Annotated in this window: 9 protein-coding genes; 6 read left to right on the forward strand and 3 right to left on the reverse strand. The window is 47.1% G+C overall.

Translation table 11 applies throughout. The features are described from left to right. The first annotated feature begins 225 nt into the window (after positions 1 to 225). The 5 genes from H0O21_RS13220 (at position 226) to H0O21_RS13240 (ending at position 11,765) form a co-directional block, all read left to right on the forward strand. Positions 226 to 6,456, forward strand: a complete 6,231-nt coding sequence (locus H0O21_RS13220) for a putative Ig domain-containing protein (protein ID WP_185189969.1) — start codon at positions 226 to 228, stop codon at positions 6,454 to 6,456. 62 nt (positions 6,457 to 6,518) lie between these two features. Continuing rightward, a complete protein-coding gene (locus tag H0O21_RS13225) occupies positions 6,519 to 7,328 on the forward strand; it encodes a peptidylprolyl isomerase (RefSeq protein ID WP_185189970.1) in 810 nt (269 codons plus the stop codon). A gap of 3 nt (positions 7,329 to 7,331) precedes the next feature. After that, entirely contained in the window at positions 7,332 to 10,298 is a 2,967-nt protein-coding gene (locus H0O21_RS13230; RefSeq protein WP_185189971.1) for a peptidase domain-containing ABC transporter, read from the forward strand. Further along, positions 10,298 to 11,434, forward strand: coding sequence for an HlyD family secretion protein (locus H0O21_RS13235; protein WP_185189972.1), 1,137 nt, complete (start codon positions 10,298 to 10,300; stop codon positions 11,432 to 11,434). Before H0O21_RS13230 ends, H0O21_RS13235 begins: the two co-directional genes overlap by 1 nt. Positions 11,435 to 11,528: 94 nt before the next feature. After that, entirely contained in the window at positions 11,529 to 11,765 is a 237-nt protein-coding gene (locus H0O21_RS13240) for a DUF6447 family protein (RefSeq protein WP_185189973.1), read from the forward strand. 543 nt (positions 11,766 to 12,308) lie between these two features. On the opposite strand, the gene H0O21_RS13545 is transcribed toward H0O21_RS13240, so the two are convergent. From H0O21_RS13545 to H0O21_RS13555, 3 genes are read right to left on the reverse strand one after another with little or no spacing between them, the layout of a single operon-like run. Continuing rightward, on the reverse strand, positions 12,309 to 12,503 hold the full coding sequence (locus H0O21_RS13545) for a hypothetical protein (protein WP_255441042.1): 195 nt from the start codon (positions 12,501 to 12,503) through the stop codon (positions 12,309 to 12,311). Beyond that, on the reverse strand, positions 12,504 to 12,905 hold the full coding sequence (locus tag H0O21_RS13550; RefSeq protein WP_255441043.1) for a helix-turn-helix domain-containing protein: 402 nt from the start codon (positions 12,903 to 12,905) through the stop codon (positions 12,504 to 12,506). It lies immediately after the preceding gene. A 47-nt stretch (positions 12,906 to 12,952) separates the two neighbouring features. Next, positions 12,953 to 13,459, reverse strand: coding sequence for a hypothetical protein (locus H0O21_RS13555; RefSeq protein ID WP_370523057.1), 507 nt, complete (start codon positions 13,457 to 13,459; stop codon positions 12,953 to 12,955). Positions 13,460 to 14,010: 551 nt separating this feature from the next. On the opposite strand from H0O21_RS13555, the gene H0O21_RS13250 reads away from it, so the two are divergent. Next, positions 14,011 to 16,450 (forward strand): DUF4347 domain-containing protein (locus tag H0O21_RS13250; RefSeq protein WP_185189974.1); only part of this gene is annotated, 2,440 nt, incomplete at its 3' end.

Raw genomic sequence — 16,450 nt, forward strand, 5'->3', positions numbered from 1 at the left:
AGGGTTCCCGCTGCCATGGCCGTTTGCCTAGGCCAAGGGACCATTTGACAAACACAAACGTGAGACACACCGGGCACTCGCCCGGTTTTTTTTTGATACCGAAAACCAGTGGACTGTGCGAAATACGCGGAAAGGCCAGTGTTTTGAGGCACTGTGGCGTTCTCGTTAAGATGATGGGTGGACAGTCATGGGGCCGCGTCAGGCGGAAAAGATGCACCTATGGGTTTGGCCGCCACCCTAAATGAACAGTCAGGCGGTCAGATCATCGACCTGATTGAAGACAACATTCTGTCAGCGCCTGAACTGAGCGAGCCCTTGCTTGCGGTGCTCGACCAAGACTTTGGAGCCTCATCCCTCCAGGCTCTGTCCAAGCCGCTAGAACTACCAGATATCGAAGTCGCGAGTACAAATTTCGACTGGTCACTCATGGATGGTGCCGTCGATCTTCTTAACAGCAATCCCGGCATTACCGCAATCGAGCCTGCAGCCTCGAAAAACCTAATTAATTATGAGAGCCTTGAGTTGGGTGATCAGCTAACTGGCTTAGCGATAAGCGACAATCCCGCCGAAGTTCTCCCTAACCTGGTTAACGCAAATCTGCCACCACTACTCGAAGAGGCGTTCAGGTCGGATCAGCTTCTTACCCAGTCAGGAAGCAGGGATGGAGATCTATCGAGAGATACACAGCTTCCGAATCCCAAGGTCGATGAGGTCACGATTACTGACTCCCTTGAACTCCAGTCGCCAGTCATTAAAGTTGAAGAGCAGAGCTTCACACTACTCGAGGATCAAGCTTTTAGCATTGCCCTCGACGATCTATTCCCACTGGCTGAAGAGTTGGTTTCTGTTGAACTTCTGCCAATTGGAGATTCAGACAATGACTGGTTGAATGTTGAGAAGCGACGGCCCGACTCGACATTAGTTGAGCGCGTTGTGATCGAAACCTTGTTTCGCACTGAGAGTGGACAACTTCTTAAAGCCGGGGAGATTAGAGAATTGCAACCTGGAACAAATATTCATGCAGACCTAGTAGTTACCGACACACGCAATTCTGGGCTAGGACTGATTGGTCTAGAAGTTGATTTGGACTGGTCATCGCAGGCTGCACAATTAAAGGACGTCATGATTTCTCCAAGCTTGCCGCTGTTCAAGCATGGTGGTGTTGTGGATGCGTCTGCTGGGCGATTGTCCGGTCTCGTTGCAGCTTCGCTTCCCAGCTCAGGAACTGGATCGGTGTTAGGGGATGAGTGGCAAGATCTGTTCGCCAGTCTAAGTTTTGAAATTGGAGACAATATTGCTGAAGGCCTAAATATGGAGATAACGCCCATCAAGATGCCCACAAGCAAAAATCAGCCTCTTAGTCAACAACAGGTGCTGACAATTGGCAGCAGAGATGATGCCATCCTCGTGGTCCATGGATTGGCTGATCAAGGATTAGTGGGTGTGCAGCAAACCCTCATCGATGCTTTAGATGCTTCAGGAGCCCGTTGGCAAAAAGAAGTGTCTCTGTTGATCGAGAATGTTAATGACGCACCAGAGGCCATCACGCTCCCACCACTACTGGCTTTGGAGGACGAACCCTTTAGCCTAGACCTCACAACAGCCTTTTCCGATTCAGATCTTGAATATGGCGATAAGCTGAGTTTTCATTTGGTTGATGTTACAGCCGACTGGTTACAGATTGATCAAACATCAGGGGTTCTAAGTGGACAGCCAGATCAAACTGAGGTTGGAACCTGGAAGTTGCAGATCGAGGCAAGAGACCTTAGTGGCGCCTCTGCAAGACAATGGATAGACCTTACAGTTCAGAATGTCAATGACGCCCCTCAGTGGAATGGCAACGATCTTCCTCTGATGTTACTAAGGGAAAATCAGTCATTTTCGATTCGTCTACCAGAAAATCTATTTACCGATGAAGATGAGGGAGATCAACTTCAATATACCCTAAGCATAGAGGGAGAGAATACCGATTTAGATTGGATTCAACTTAATCCTATTGAGGCTATTCTGAACGGAACAGCCCCACTAGCAAATGGAGAAATACTAACTCTGACCATAAGCGCAACAGATCTCCAGGGAGAGTCAGCAGCTATTCCGCTACAAATTCAGGTTGTTGATAAGATGTTCAATCGACCACCATATCTAATGGGTGAACCCCCCATTGATTTACGCATCCAAGAAGGTGAGAGTGTAACCTTTGACCTTTTGTCATACTTTGGTGATGACGATATCTTACTCGGTGATACCCTAAACTTTGAAATTGAAGCACCAGATTGGATGGAGTTTGATCCTGCCAAATCTGTGGTGTCAGGTGTACCTCAGAACGAAAGTGTTGGAAAACACACCGTTAGTTTTCGGGCTTTTGATGACCATGGGGCTTTTGCAGTTGCATCGTTCGAGCTAACTGTAGACAATGTCAATCAAGCCCCTGTCCGTCTTGGACCATCCCAGGATGCGCAACTAATCAACACAGGTGATGTATTCAGATTAGATCTGAATGAAATCTTCAGCGATGCTGACAGTTTACACGGTGATTCACTCTCATACAGTCTACGCGTAAGAAGTACCTCGAGCGTTGGCTTGCCCAATTGGCTGACCTGGAACTCGGGCACTGGTAAACTTGAACTATCTCCGGGGTCAGATGACAGAGGATTGTTAACACTAGACTTTAATGCGACAGATCAAAGTGGTGAGACTATCGGCTATCAACTTAATCTTGGCATCATCTCTGACTCAGGAATCACAGAAGTAAATCAGGCTATTGAGCAACTAAGGATTAAGCAAGGGCAAACAGGCATACTGAGTCTTCAAGATGCATTTATACGCGTCCGGGAAACCGAGCAGATTGATTATAGCTTTGAGCTTCTTCGACGAGACAACAACGGTGAGTACCTTTCCGTTGACGAGTCGGATACTGATTGGATCACAATCGTTGATCGTGCATCCCTACCAGTTGAAAGGGAAGACAGACTGATTATTGAGCCGGTTTTGAGATTATTGGAGACCGGAGAACAGCTAGACATCGAAGAACTGGCCAATCTTCAGGCAGGTGATGAAGTTGAGCTTTCAATTAATGTCTCCGATCTTCGTTCTTTGACTGACATTGTAGGTCTTGTTGGTCTCGACATTGATCTCTCTTGGAAAGGCCTAACTCTTTCAACGGATAACCCAACAGATCTGAAGCAAGCTATTAATGAGGCTCTCCCTTTATTCCGTTCAGTTGAGCAGTCATCAACTCGTGATCAATCTCTTCGTATCAGTGCCGCAAGTCTCCCGTCATTCGGTCTCGGAGAAATGCTGGGTGATGAACCCGGAGAATCATTTTTAAAAATCAACCTTACTTTAGACGATCCGTTAGAACCAATCGAGATTATGCTTAAACTGAACGATGAGGATAGTGGTGGTCTAGGGTACGGCCTAGCAGACGGGACCAGTGCCGATGACCTTCTCAGCATAATCAACTTGAGTAATACACCTATTTATGAACTACACGTAAATACTTCGGAACAAGTAGATGGCCTGTATGCACTTAAGATTAAAGCCAGTTCGTCCAATGATTCAGTCAGTCAAGTGGTTCCATTTACTATTGGACCCGGCGTCAATCTACCGCCTTTGATCAAAGCAAGACCTACCAGTCTAAAACCTGATGATAATAGAATTCATCGACTTGACCTGGGTTCACTATTCCAAGATTTGGATGGCGACAGCCTGAGTTACAGCCTGTCGCTTACAAGCGAGAATTCGCAACACAAACAAATTCTTCGTGATAGCGTTCAGGTTATATATAGCAATGGACATGCTGATCTTGAGTTTAATGTGCCTGGGTTAGAGGAGCCGGTGACCGGTTCCGTGACAATCATGGCTAGTGATGGGGTTCGATCGGTCAACCAGACCATAGAAATAGTTCTGATTCCTAGAAGCCAGTACGTGCCCTTATTTGCAGACCCGTCCCATCCTGCTGTTTCAACGAATCAGCTTGTTGGTCTTGGCGATCTATTTTCTGCCAGGAAAATAGAGTTCCAGGATACAGCTGATGAGGTGTCTCTCGTCCTTCGCTCAGAGGATACTATAGACCTTAAGTTTTCGAATAACTTTATTACCCTTACCGGCCTATCAACACCGCAAGTCAGATTTCTAGAAGCAAACATTCTCTCCAGGCCGGAGGGAGATATTCAAGGATATCCTCTGATAATTCCAATCTCTAAGCTATCTAGTTTACTACAGGATCCTTCCGATGGATTTAACCTCAACTGGCTAGAGCTCGTCGCACCAAGTCAGGCAGGCCAGTCACTTAATATCCAGATATCAACACTAAGTCATGTAATTGGAGACAATAATGGCGCGCTATATGGAATCAGTCAAGGGAACAGTGAAGAAGCTGTTCTGATGACAACTTCTACAAATACTCCAAGATTCCTTACGCAAACAACGCAGCGTTATCTTTCGGGTATAGTGGATCAGGGGGTGGGTAGTGCTGCTACTAAACCTAATGAATTAACCACCTTGGTTGCATGGAAGAACAAGGAGAATTTTGATTCATCCTTGGAAGGAAACCTTCGTGATTTGTCGTCTGTTGTTAGCATAGGCATCTCATCCAACAATGCCAACTTGATTGACAATAGTCTTGAGAAGACTCAATCAAGTGATTACATAATTACGAACCTGACTGTGATATCTGCCGATGATGCTATCTTTGGAGATTCCGATGTTCTCGAAGGAGTTAATAGTGACGTTGAATTGGCTGAGTCATGGGATCCGATCAGTTTTACTATTTCCAAGGCGCCTGGTGCTGATAACCTCGTCGATATTGACACGGTGCGTGAAGGTGTGCAGGTGCAATTAGAAATCGATTTGTCGAGATCTGGTGTACGAGAAGAAGATCTAAACGCCTACCGGAAGTTTGTAGCACCCGAAACGATCGTAGCGGCAAATGGGCTGGGCTTAGTTTTACGAGATCTCGACGGCCAACCAATTACATCCTCTGGTTGGTATGATTTCACTCAACGCCTTGATGGTGACGGCAATCCAGTTGGCGACGGGGCTCAGTTTGTAGTTGAGACAATTGATGGTCAGCGTATGATTAGCAAGATTGTCTTAACCCTTACGGATAATAGTTTTGGGGATAATAATCTGAATTTTGGAGTTATTGATGATCCTGGAATGCCAGTGAAGCTTACACGTAAACCAACGCCAGTTACGTACGCCAATACTGACAGCCGCGGATTAGTTCCATTAACTTCGAATATCCCTAATACGCAAAACATTGACTCGGATCAACTACCCGAGTTCGTAAATGACTATGAAAGTTATGGAGAAGTAGCGGAGCCTGATACTCAGAATCTAGACCCAAGTTCGCCAAACACTTCGATTAACAGTGATGACACAACTATTGAACGTACGCTTGATTCAAATGACTCTCGACCATTAACTCCATCTGGCAAAGGTCGTGGATCGAATAATGTGTCTCAAGGGAACCGACCATCGCTGACTGGTTTGAGCGTTAATTCTCAGCAAAACAGTGAGAGTCTTGGTGCCGCAGGTTCACGCTTTTCTGTAGATACTGTCAACGGATCTAGTTCTTCAACTAGTGATGGCTCACTAAAGAATACAAACGCAAAACCCAATGGATCTGGTTCTCCGCCTAGCGATGACTCACTGGAGAATATAAACCCAAAATCCAACGACTCTCCAATTCGGCGAAGTGACCAAAGATCATCATTGAAGCCGCTTACGGCAGGCACACGTTCAACTCCATCTCAGGCTCCCATGAGTTCGCGTACTACTGCACTCGATGAAGCATCAAGTGCAATCCAAGCCTTATTTAACCGTCTGATCAGTGAAGTTGATAGCCCGACGGCACTCGGAGGAATCATGTTAGGAATGATCCTAACTCCAAATGGTGCCGAAAGGGGTCTACGCTCACTCTTGGATTCAGGTATTGGTAAACCTGTTTCCATTCAACATCGTAATGCCGAACTTCAAGCTGATTGGGCATTTCGGTTCGAAGGAATAGGTGGTGATCAAACCTACTTGTCAATCCGACTTACGGGTGGACGACTGGTCGTTTCTCGACTCAATACTGAATCTGAAGAATTCCAAGCACAAAATGGAACGACATTGATCAATACGGCGAGCATGCCACAAGCAGCCCTTTGGAAACTGCTAAGTCATGTCACAAATCCTGGAGATTTTGTTTCCCAAGTCCATTCTTGGATAGAGCAGTTGTTGCTCCAACCTCTCGACGAAATAGAGCACTCATGGATTGTTTGGTATGATAAGATATTTAATGATTGCAAAGAGTCGCCTGATCCTAAAATAAGGTCATTGTTTTCGCATTTTCGACAGGATTTGTCGGTTGCCAATGGAGTTGATCCTAGTTATGCTGATGCTCTGATGCTTGTTCAACTTCTTGACTGCCATATTAAACTGGGGTTCTCGGTAGTGGAATTCTTATGATCGCTAATTTAGTTGTTCGCTTTAAGCAAATCTAACACCTAAATTGCGTTAGATATCTCATCATGAATTCCCCAACTCAAAACCATTCGCAGGCCTCTGAAGCCAAGAACAATCCGGAGACTCTTCAGATCCTACAGGCTCTAAAAACAGCATCGGGAAGGGACATCATCGCCCTTTTGCTTCGCTTCGGAATGGCGGAGATGTTTTTGCGCCAACTGAGGGAGCGCCAAGTTGTCTTTAACGACCAAGAGCTGTCCGATCCAGACACAATCCACGACAAAGCACTCATTGCGTATTGCAAAGAACATAAGCTGGAGTCCGACGAAGATCGTCAGAAGTGGAGCATGAGCCTAGGAATTGATTCCGAAGAGATGATGTCAGAAGCCATTCATGAGTGGCGACGCAAGGAGTTACGAGAACGGCTTGTAACTGCCTCTGGGGAAACACTCTACTTACGCTACAAAGACAAACTAGATCGCGTGCTATATAGTCTTTTGCGTGTCGAAGATCCATTTCTGTGTCAAGAGATCTATTACTCAATTGAGGCTAGTGAAATCACTTTTGCAGAAGCTTCCACACGATATTCTTGTGGGCCAGAATCTAAGACTCAAGGTATTGTAGGTCCCGTCGATCTCACAACACCTCACCCTGAAATTGCTGCACGACTTCGTACAGCGCAAACAGGTCATTTAATTGGCCCTTTTCAAGCTGACGACTGGCATACACTGATCAGAATGGAATACCGTTTTGATAGTGAGTATGATGAAAACACTAAGAGTTTTCTAGAAGATGTTTGTTTTAAATCTCAGATTGGTCAGGGATTAGATTCATTAAAAGATTCGATAATGGAATGGATTAACTCGAGGTCCTGAACGATGCTCTTAAATGAATCCCAGTTTACCCAGCTGCTTGCTTTCGCAGAACAGTTTAGCTGTAAGACGATTAAAGTAGAGCCGGGCACAGTACTACAAACATCGAAGTCAAGTCGTGAGCTGACCCTTGTTAAAACGGGATGGTGTCGTGTACTGGATCCTACGAGGCAGTTTGGGTCTTACACAATAACTCGCATAGAAGCTCCTTACTTGTGTGGGGCCTTCTCTGGCTTCGATTCAAATCTGCAGGAGGAAGTAGTTGCATCAAGCGATTGCGAGGTTGTTTTAATAAGCGCAATTGCACATAGACCTGAGTGCAGTAACCTGATTCGTGATATCCTTTCATCTAAAGTATCTCCAAGTGAGTTTCCTCTTCTCCAGAAAACAATAGTTGAAGGATTACTTACTGTTCCAGCAGACCAGCAGTTAGTAAGCGTCTTCGAGCGCCGATGGCGCACTCTCGTACCATCTGACATAACGAATCAATCATCAGCTCAGCTTGTCTATGCCGACAGGCCAGCTCAGGGTTATCGATACGGTCAGGTGATCACTGCTGTCACATTGGCCGAGCTTTGGACAGGTCCATTACCTCGTGTCCTCACTTGGCAAGATGAACCAGTTGGTCTAAATAGCCGACAGAAGATAATTCCATCGCGCAAAACTATCGATGATTCAGTTTCTTCAGATGGTGCTATCGAGTCTGAGTCTACTAGTTCTCCTACACCACTTTTGAGGCCTGACGATGGAGGGTCTGCGATAGAGCTCGTAGCTTCAGATTTCATTGCCTCTGATAGGGAGCTGGCTCGCAAAGTCCGCCAACTTGGCTACGCACCTGTAACCGGTCGATCTCAAGAAAAGGCTTTTCAGGCTGTTTTCTTGATGATTATTAAATACTTTTCCCTACCTACTCGTCGAGATACCGTAAAGAAAGCAGCTGATTATCTCACTGAAAGCAGGGGTGGACCCACACTTGACAAGTTAATTACAGTCTTTGATCGTTTTGGCTTATTGGGAAGAGTTGTGAGTTGTCGCTGCAATGAATTCGGCCGTCTTCCAACTCCCTCCATTGCTTTAACTAGTACAGACAGCCGTCCAGTCTTGATTGTAGATTCAATCAATGAGAATCTACTCTGCATTGATCCAACGCAAGGAATTAAGTTATGCAGTTTAGCAGATATCACCGCGCCAGATTCGTCCTCAGTAAGTGTAGTTTCAATTGTACGCGGATCAAGCACCCCAACCTCCAGGTTTGGACTTGGGTGGATGCTGCCGTACATGAGTTTCTACAAATATGGTCTCCTCGAAGTCTTTATAGCAAGCTTTATTACTCAGCTATTTGCCTTGGCAACACCACTGCTATTCCAGCAGATCATTGATCGCGTAATTGGACAGGGTTCTTCTGGTGCCCTGGGGGGCTTTGCTGTTCTAATGGGATTATTTATGATCCTTGAGTTAATATTTAGCAGTTTACGAACCTTTCAGTTCATGGAGATATCGAATCGTATTGATATTAATATAGGAAGCTCAATTATTTCACGTTTACTGAGGCTTAATGCGCGATATTTTGAGAAGCGTCCAGTCGGTGAACTGGCAAGTCGCCTCAATGAATTAGATAAAATAAGGAGCTTTCTAACTGGAACAGCACTTACGGTCGTCTTAGATGCCCTCTTTGCACTCCTTTATTTTGGTGTTATGTTCTTCTACTCACCGTTGTTGTCCGGAATTATTCTCGGTAGTATACCCCTTCTGCTTATAGTAATTTTAGGTTTAACACCTATCACTCAGAAGCTTATTCGACAGCGCGCCGAGGCACATTCTAGAACTCACTCTTACATGGTAGAAGTTCTCAACGGAATCCAAACAGTTAAATTACAGAACAGTGAGCTAACAGCCAGACGGAACTGGGAGAATCGTCACCTTGATGATATCAATAAAGGGTTTAGAACCGTTGTCGCCAATACTGCAAGTTCAAACGCTCTTCAGCTAATAAACAAGACTACCAATATACTCGTAATCTGCGTTGGCGCGTCATTAGTCCTTTCGAACGAGTTAACACTTGGTCAGCTCATTGCATTCCGGATTATTAGTGGATATGTAACTCAGCCAATACTTAGATTAGCAAGTACTTGGAATAACTTCCAGGAAGTTTCTATGTCTGTAGAAAGGTTGGGCGATGTTGTTAATCAACCGCTCGAGACTAGTGAAATTGAATCTACCAATATTGCAATGCCCCCGATCAAAGGTGAAATCTCCTTTCAAGAAGTCAGTTTTGGATATTCAGTCAATAGTAAGCCTCAGCTCGCAGGTGTGAGTCTTACTATTCCTGCCGGTAATTTTACTGGTCTTGTTGGACAGAGTGGATGTGGCAAGAGTACGTTGCTTAAACTTGTTCCTCGTCTTTACGAGCCCACAAAAGGCAAGGTGCTTATCGACGGTTATGACGTTTCGAAAATTGAACTCTACTCTTTGAGGAGGCAGTTGGGCTTTGTACCCCAAGATTGTCTTTTGTTCGAAGGTTCAATCTACGATAATATAGCCGTAGCTGATGCAGAAGCTGAATCAGATGAGGTTATTGAAGCCGCAAAAATGGCTTGTGCCCATGAGTTTATAATGTCTCTGCCCTATGGTTACAATACTCCTCTAGGTGAAAAGGGTTCAGGTTTATCTGGCGGACAACGTCAACGTGTTGCATTAGCCAGAATGTTGCTGCAGAAACCTGGTCTTGTCATCCTCGATGAGGCCACAAGCGCTTTGGATGTTGACACTGAGCAACAAGTTGTAAATAATCTCAGACGCAAGCTCAAAGGTACAACTGTTCTTATGATTACCCATCGCCTCTCAACATTAATCCATGCTGATCAAATCGTGATGATGCATGACGGTCGCTTGGATTCTGTGGGAACCCACGAACAGCTAATGTCGAAAGCGGGACGGTATTATGCTCTTTATCAACAGCAGCTTGTTGGCTAATGAAACGAAATCTCTTTCGGTTGATGGGTTTTAGGATTAAGCCGCATGCCTTGCCTAACGAAGATATTGATCAGAGTTCTGACAACGGTGCACAGCAATTGTTGCTCGAGCCGCCGCCTGTGTGGAGTCGTATCCTCATTTGGACACTGGGCTTAGGTTCAATCAGTTTGGTTATTTGGGCATCTTTGAATACTGTCGAAGAAACAGCTCAACTGCCTGGCCAGCTTGAAACGATTCGGTCACAGGTGACCATTAAGAGTCCTGAATCAGCATTGATTGATCAGGTCAATGTCCGACAGCATCAATATGTTAATACTGGGCAGTTACTTTTTATTCTAGACAGAGCTGATATCACCCCTTTGATTCGCACGCTTGAAAATAAGCTCAGCATGATAGATGACAAGAATAAGTATGAAGATCGCTCCTTCTTGAGCAGACAAAAGCAACTCCAAGCGCAGGTTTTTCTCAACCAAGAAGTATTTTCCCGTTTAAAATCTCTGGTTGACCAGGGCTCCGCAAGCGAAGTTCAGCTGCTTGAGAAACAAAATCAGGTGTTTCAGAACCGCCAAGACCTACAAAACCTGTTAGATGAACGTCTGAAGGCAAAAAGCATCCAGAGCATTGAGAAGAATGACATTGCAAATCAGATAAGGGAATTGAAGCAGCGGTCTCGAAAGTTTGACATATTGTCTCCTATCAGTGGAACTCTTCAGTCACTTAATATTCAAGCTAAGGGAGAACGCGTGCAGAGTGGTGATCTACTTGCAACAATCGTGCCTGAGGAGGGCCTGATCGCGAGCGTTCAGGTATCTTCCCGTCTCTCAGCTCCAATAAAACCTGGAACGTCTGCAGAAATCACAGTTGACGCCTTCCCTTCCAGTGACTATGGTACTATTAAAGGTGTGGTTACAACTATCTCACCAACAACATCCTCACCGGATAGGCAAGCAACTACTCCGGCTTACGTCGCTCGTATCGCTTTAAGTCCTGATTCAGTTCCGCAAAATCTTCCGCCAAATGCTCTACGCTCGGGGATGGGAATCACTGCTAGCATTGTTCTGGAGAAGAAGCGTACAATAAGCATTGTTTTCAATATAATACAGGATTTGTTTGCGCCACTCACTGAGCGTAAATGAACGAGTGGGGCCCAAATGCTGAGCCCGATTGGATCACTCGGCTTGATTTCCAAGCCTGTCTCACTTAGCATTTTTCTGTAATCGAATTGATGCCATGGACAACTCCACTGAGGCTTTGCAAACTGAATCTGCAAGCAAAGAAGCCTTACTGACAATAGGTGATAAATCCTACCAAATCGCTAGTTTACCGGAGGACGCGCAAAAACTAGTATTAGCTATTCGAGACTGTGAAGAGCAAATTACATCTTCAAAGCGGCGAGTCAATTATCTTGAAATTGCGCGACGTTCACTCATTCAAGAGCTTACGTCGCGCCTGCCAGAGGATAGATGAGAACTTAAACGAACAAGCGGTGTTTGCGCATCAAAATGCAGTCAGTAGTTGAAGGCAGGACCCTGGCTGCCGATAGGTTTCTGATTTTGCCTTTGGTCTTCTGGTATTTCTGACCAACTGCTCAACCTCCCTCGAATGCGAGCGTGTGGTATCGAGCGATTGGTGAGCTGAAACTTTCTCTAGATTGGCCGTTGGTTTGGCGCTATTTGGACGATAGGTGAAACAAAGGGCCATTGTTCTTCCCTCTATGCGCTTGTTGGACACTCTCACCATAAATTGTGGGATATGTTCTGACTCGTATCCATGGATCTCGTACTCTTTTCGCACCCTCGGTCTCGCTTCTCGAACAAATTGCGCTTACGCCATAGCGATTGTCGCGATTGACTCAGAGCAAGAACAGTCACTCCAGCCCAAAAAGGCTGGTTCAACGTGCGTCGCAGATCCTGCCTCCGGGGCAGTGAACATCAGGGGTGATTCAGAGTCAGCAAAGCTGAGTGTCTGAGTTTGTTCTTGCCATCCCAGCGGTGCAGGGGGTCCCTGGCGTCATGGGCCGAGGCGGTGACTGCCAGCAAAGATGACGCCCGTGCTGATCCGCTCTCTCAGGCAAGCCCGGCTTACCAGATCCGCTGCAATGGCGGGATCTTCTCTCTCGGCGACATCCCAGACCACCACCTTGCGGCTCCAGACATCGATCACCAGATAGAGGTACAGCCAGATCCCGCGCACCGTGGTAGGCAACTAGGTGATGTTCCAGCTCCAGAGCTGATTCGGACCTGAGGCCCGCAAGCGTGGAACTGGTCTGCGCTCCTGTGGCGGCCGCGCCAGGCCACGGCGATGGGCCTGGCCATGCGGGTGGAGTACGCCGTAGAAGCTGCGCTCTGAGCCGATATACAAGCCCCGGTCCGCGAACACCGGCACGATCTGTCCCGGCAGCAGTGCTGCGAATTCCGGCTCGTTGCAGGTGAGCAAGATGCGCTGGCGTTCCTCCTCGCTAAGGCGATGAGCCACGTGGAGGCGGCTGCCCTTGCGACGGTCGACGCCATCACCGTCAACAACAAACTGCCGGCGCCAACGCTGCAGCGTGGTGAGCACCACGCCGAGCAGCAGGGCCAGTTCACGCGCTCGGGCACCATGGGCCATGCCCTAATCAAGGATGTCCAGGGCCTTCCGGCGATCCTCAGGCGAGTTCAATCGTCCCCGTCCTCTCCCCAGAAGGCCTGAATCTTTTTTGAGGCGATCAGCAGTGCTGCCGCCTCGGCAAGGGCCTTGTCCTTTCGGCGCAACTGCCGCTTGAGCCTCTTGATCTCCCGCTGGTCCTCCTGGTGCCGCTTTTGGAGATCCTTCTGATCGGCCATCGTCAGCAGCGGCTGGGCATTGGCATCCTGGGCTGCTTGGCACCAACGGTCGACCTGAACCGGGTACAGCCCCCGCTCACGGCAATAGCCACCCAGTTCTGTCGCGTTCAGACCGGCGGTCTCCAGCACCACCGTGAACTTGTCGGCTGGCGCCAAACCCTCTGGATCCTTCTGAGACGCAGGAACAACCTGCCCCTCCAATCGCCAGGCCTTCCTCCAGCTGTAGAGGGTGACCACGTGAATGCCCAGCTCTGCTGAGATCTTGGCCACGCTCTGTCTGTGAGGCGGACTCATCCGCCTTCTCACATCAGCTTTAACAGCCTCGCTGTAGCGACGCATTGCTCTGCTCCATCAAGCCCCCTGGTGAAAAGTGGTGGGGTGGAGAGGCGTCAACTTTCCTGGCAGAGGGGGGGGGCACTGGCGCACCACCCTGAAGGACTGCTTTGGTTGAGGAAGGGGCTTCAGTATCATGAGCTGGATCTGGACTAGAGACACCCAGGTCCATGCGGACAACACCCCTACAGCAACAACAATGCCGGCGTCATAGCCAAGTTGCGCCCAGGGATTGAATTAGCTACTATTGTACGGCTTTCGTCTCGATCGGCTATCGCTAGCGGTAGCCCCAGCCATAGTCCGATTTTTAGTCAGACTATGGCTGGGGCGCCCAAATCGAATGTAACAAGGACCTAAACCCAGGCGATCCGACAGAGAATTGGGAAAATGTGGACACAATCAAGCCACACTACCGGATCGCTAGGTTAAGATAAATTTTGCATAAAGCAATGCAAAAGGACGAAAAGCGAAGGGGACTGTAACGAGAACGCACGCCTAGCCTGAGAAGAACCAACTTGCCAACTCAACGTTAATGATGGATCTGGAGGGACAGCAGCATGACCGAAGAAAAACTGTTTTCCTCCACCGGCGCTCAGTTGGGCCTCTTTGATGTCGGCAACATTACCGATTCAACCGATCGGAACGACATCGGCGAATGGAGCAAAAATTCCGTCAGCGGATCCGACCAAGACCTGCACCGTAGCCAACAATTCGTAACACTAAACGAGCTAACCCTTGAAGACACGCTGCTTGAGGTTGGAACTGACGCCCTCGTAGAGACGAACAGCTTCTTCAATTCGCTGCAGCCAGATTTATCAACAATTAGTTTGAAACGCAGCTTGGTGATCATCGATCAGTCGGTAAAGAACTGGCGAGAACTGGTCACGGGCGCACCTGTAGAAGCTGAAGTACTGGTATTAGATCGCAATCAGGATGGGGTGAGTCAGATAACGAATTACCTGGCGCATCGACGTCTGCAACCTCTCCCTCCGCTTCACAGCGCAGCAATCGTTAGCGAGGGGGCTGATGGAAAAATCCTGATAGGGAACGGCACGCTTGAAAATAGCAATATCGAGCGGTACCGTGAAGAAATCGCTGGATGGCGTGACCATCTTTTAAGTGGAGCTGATCTACTTCTATTTGGCTGCAATGTGGCCGCGAGCAAAAATGGCATAGCATTTATTCAGAAACTGTCTGAATTTACAAACGCCGATGTGGCTGCCAGCAACGACCTAACAGGAACAAAAAAACTGGGCGGTGACACAATACTGGAAATCAAAACGGGCACTATTGAAACAGAAATAGAATGGCTCAATCGTGGCATCAACTCACTAGGTCAAGTACTTGATGCGGAAGCCTTAGGCGAGAACAGTGAAACCGATGGAAATCTTAACGAAGAGGACGAAAGTACAATTCAGCATAAAGGTAGCCACAATAATCAAATACCACCAACCGATCCAATAGAACTCACGATTGACGAGACGGAAGGAACCCAAGCGAATGCAGATTCTGAAATACCAGGTCAAACGTCAGCCGATTTTAGCAGCCTATTTAGCAATTACGATTCCGAGTCTGAATCAGATTCAGATTCAGATTCAGATTCGAGCTCAGATTCAAGCTCAGGTGACGAAAACGATTCATCAGAAAATAACGATGAAAGCGAGGATACCTACAACTACAGCATCTCGATTGGAACAATTAATGCTAACGATAGGACACTAATCGCCCATGACGGGGTAGGAGCGGGAGTATACGCAATTGACAATGCCGATACACAAACATCCGACGAAGACCAGGATGGGTATGGACAAGGTCAGCAAATCCTTCTCAAAAACGGGACAGGTACGGATCTTGGAGAGGTCATTGGCTACGCAACTATCAATGGGCAAGAAATCGAACACTTTCGCATAAGCACCGATAACACTGGCTTGGTCACATTCAGCCAGACAAGATCAATATGGCACAGCAATAGGGAGGACCACAATGAGCTTGAATCGCTAAACCTAGCCGCACTTGAAAACGGCAACAATGTCGCACTAAGACTCTCAAGGGTCAAGGTGAGTTCGTCAACTGCATATTCAACAGCAAAGAGTCACGAACAAGGAAGTTCAGAGGCATACGAAGAAGGTGAAAAAGATAGTTACTACAATCAGTCAGAATCTGATGAATCTACTGAATACCACCGAGACAACGAAGAGCAGACAGAGGTTAACCACAGCGATTCCAGTGACGAGGGAATAGATTCTGCTAGTTCGTCAGAAAAATCGTCAGAAGAGGACATAGAATATGACGATGACGATGACGATGACGATGACGATGACGATGACGATGACGATGACGATGACGATGACGATGAAAATGATAGATACAATAAGACTTCCTATGTGGATCTACTGACATCAAACAAGGATGAAGTCGGATTTGCAAAGTTTCAGATCAGGGACGACGGCCCCATCCTCAGCGATCATGAGGGAACAGCAGATATTTCCCTTCTTCTTGATGATTCAAAACTCCCTCCTAGTGGGAATGGTGTCTATGCTGCTTCAGTTCAGTCTACAAATCTCTTTGGATACGAAAGCTATGGGGTGGATGGTGAAGGGGTCTCGTCATTTAGCGTAAACCTCTTGCAGGAGAATATTGCTTCAGGTCTATATCTGAGTAAAGGTAATTCACCAACGGAGAAAGGTGCAAGCATTACCTTGATTACCGCCGCCAACGGCGAGATTTCTGGAATTGCCACCGAAAATACAGCAGTAGTAGAAGTTTTTAGAATTGGAATCAATGCTGGTGGCGCTCTCGAGTTTGCATTTAGCGACCCAAGTAATCTACCCACACTGTGGCGGCAATATTCAACGGCAAAAGAAGAAACTCTAAGCATTATAACACCACTCGGCTATCTGCTAGCAACAAAAGCAGTCAGAGACGCTGATGGCGACGAAATAACCCAATCAATAGACCTCGGGAATAATATCTTTAAGATTAGGGTGGACAACCAGA

Origin of the sequence: Synechococcus sp. HK01-R, from assembly GCF_014217855.1 — a bacterium.
Taxonomy (GTDB): domain Bacteria; phylum Cyanobacteriota; class Cyanobacteriia; order PCC-6307; family Cyanobiaceae; genus Synechococcus_C.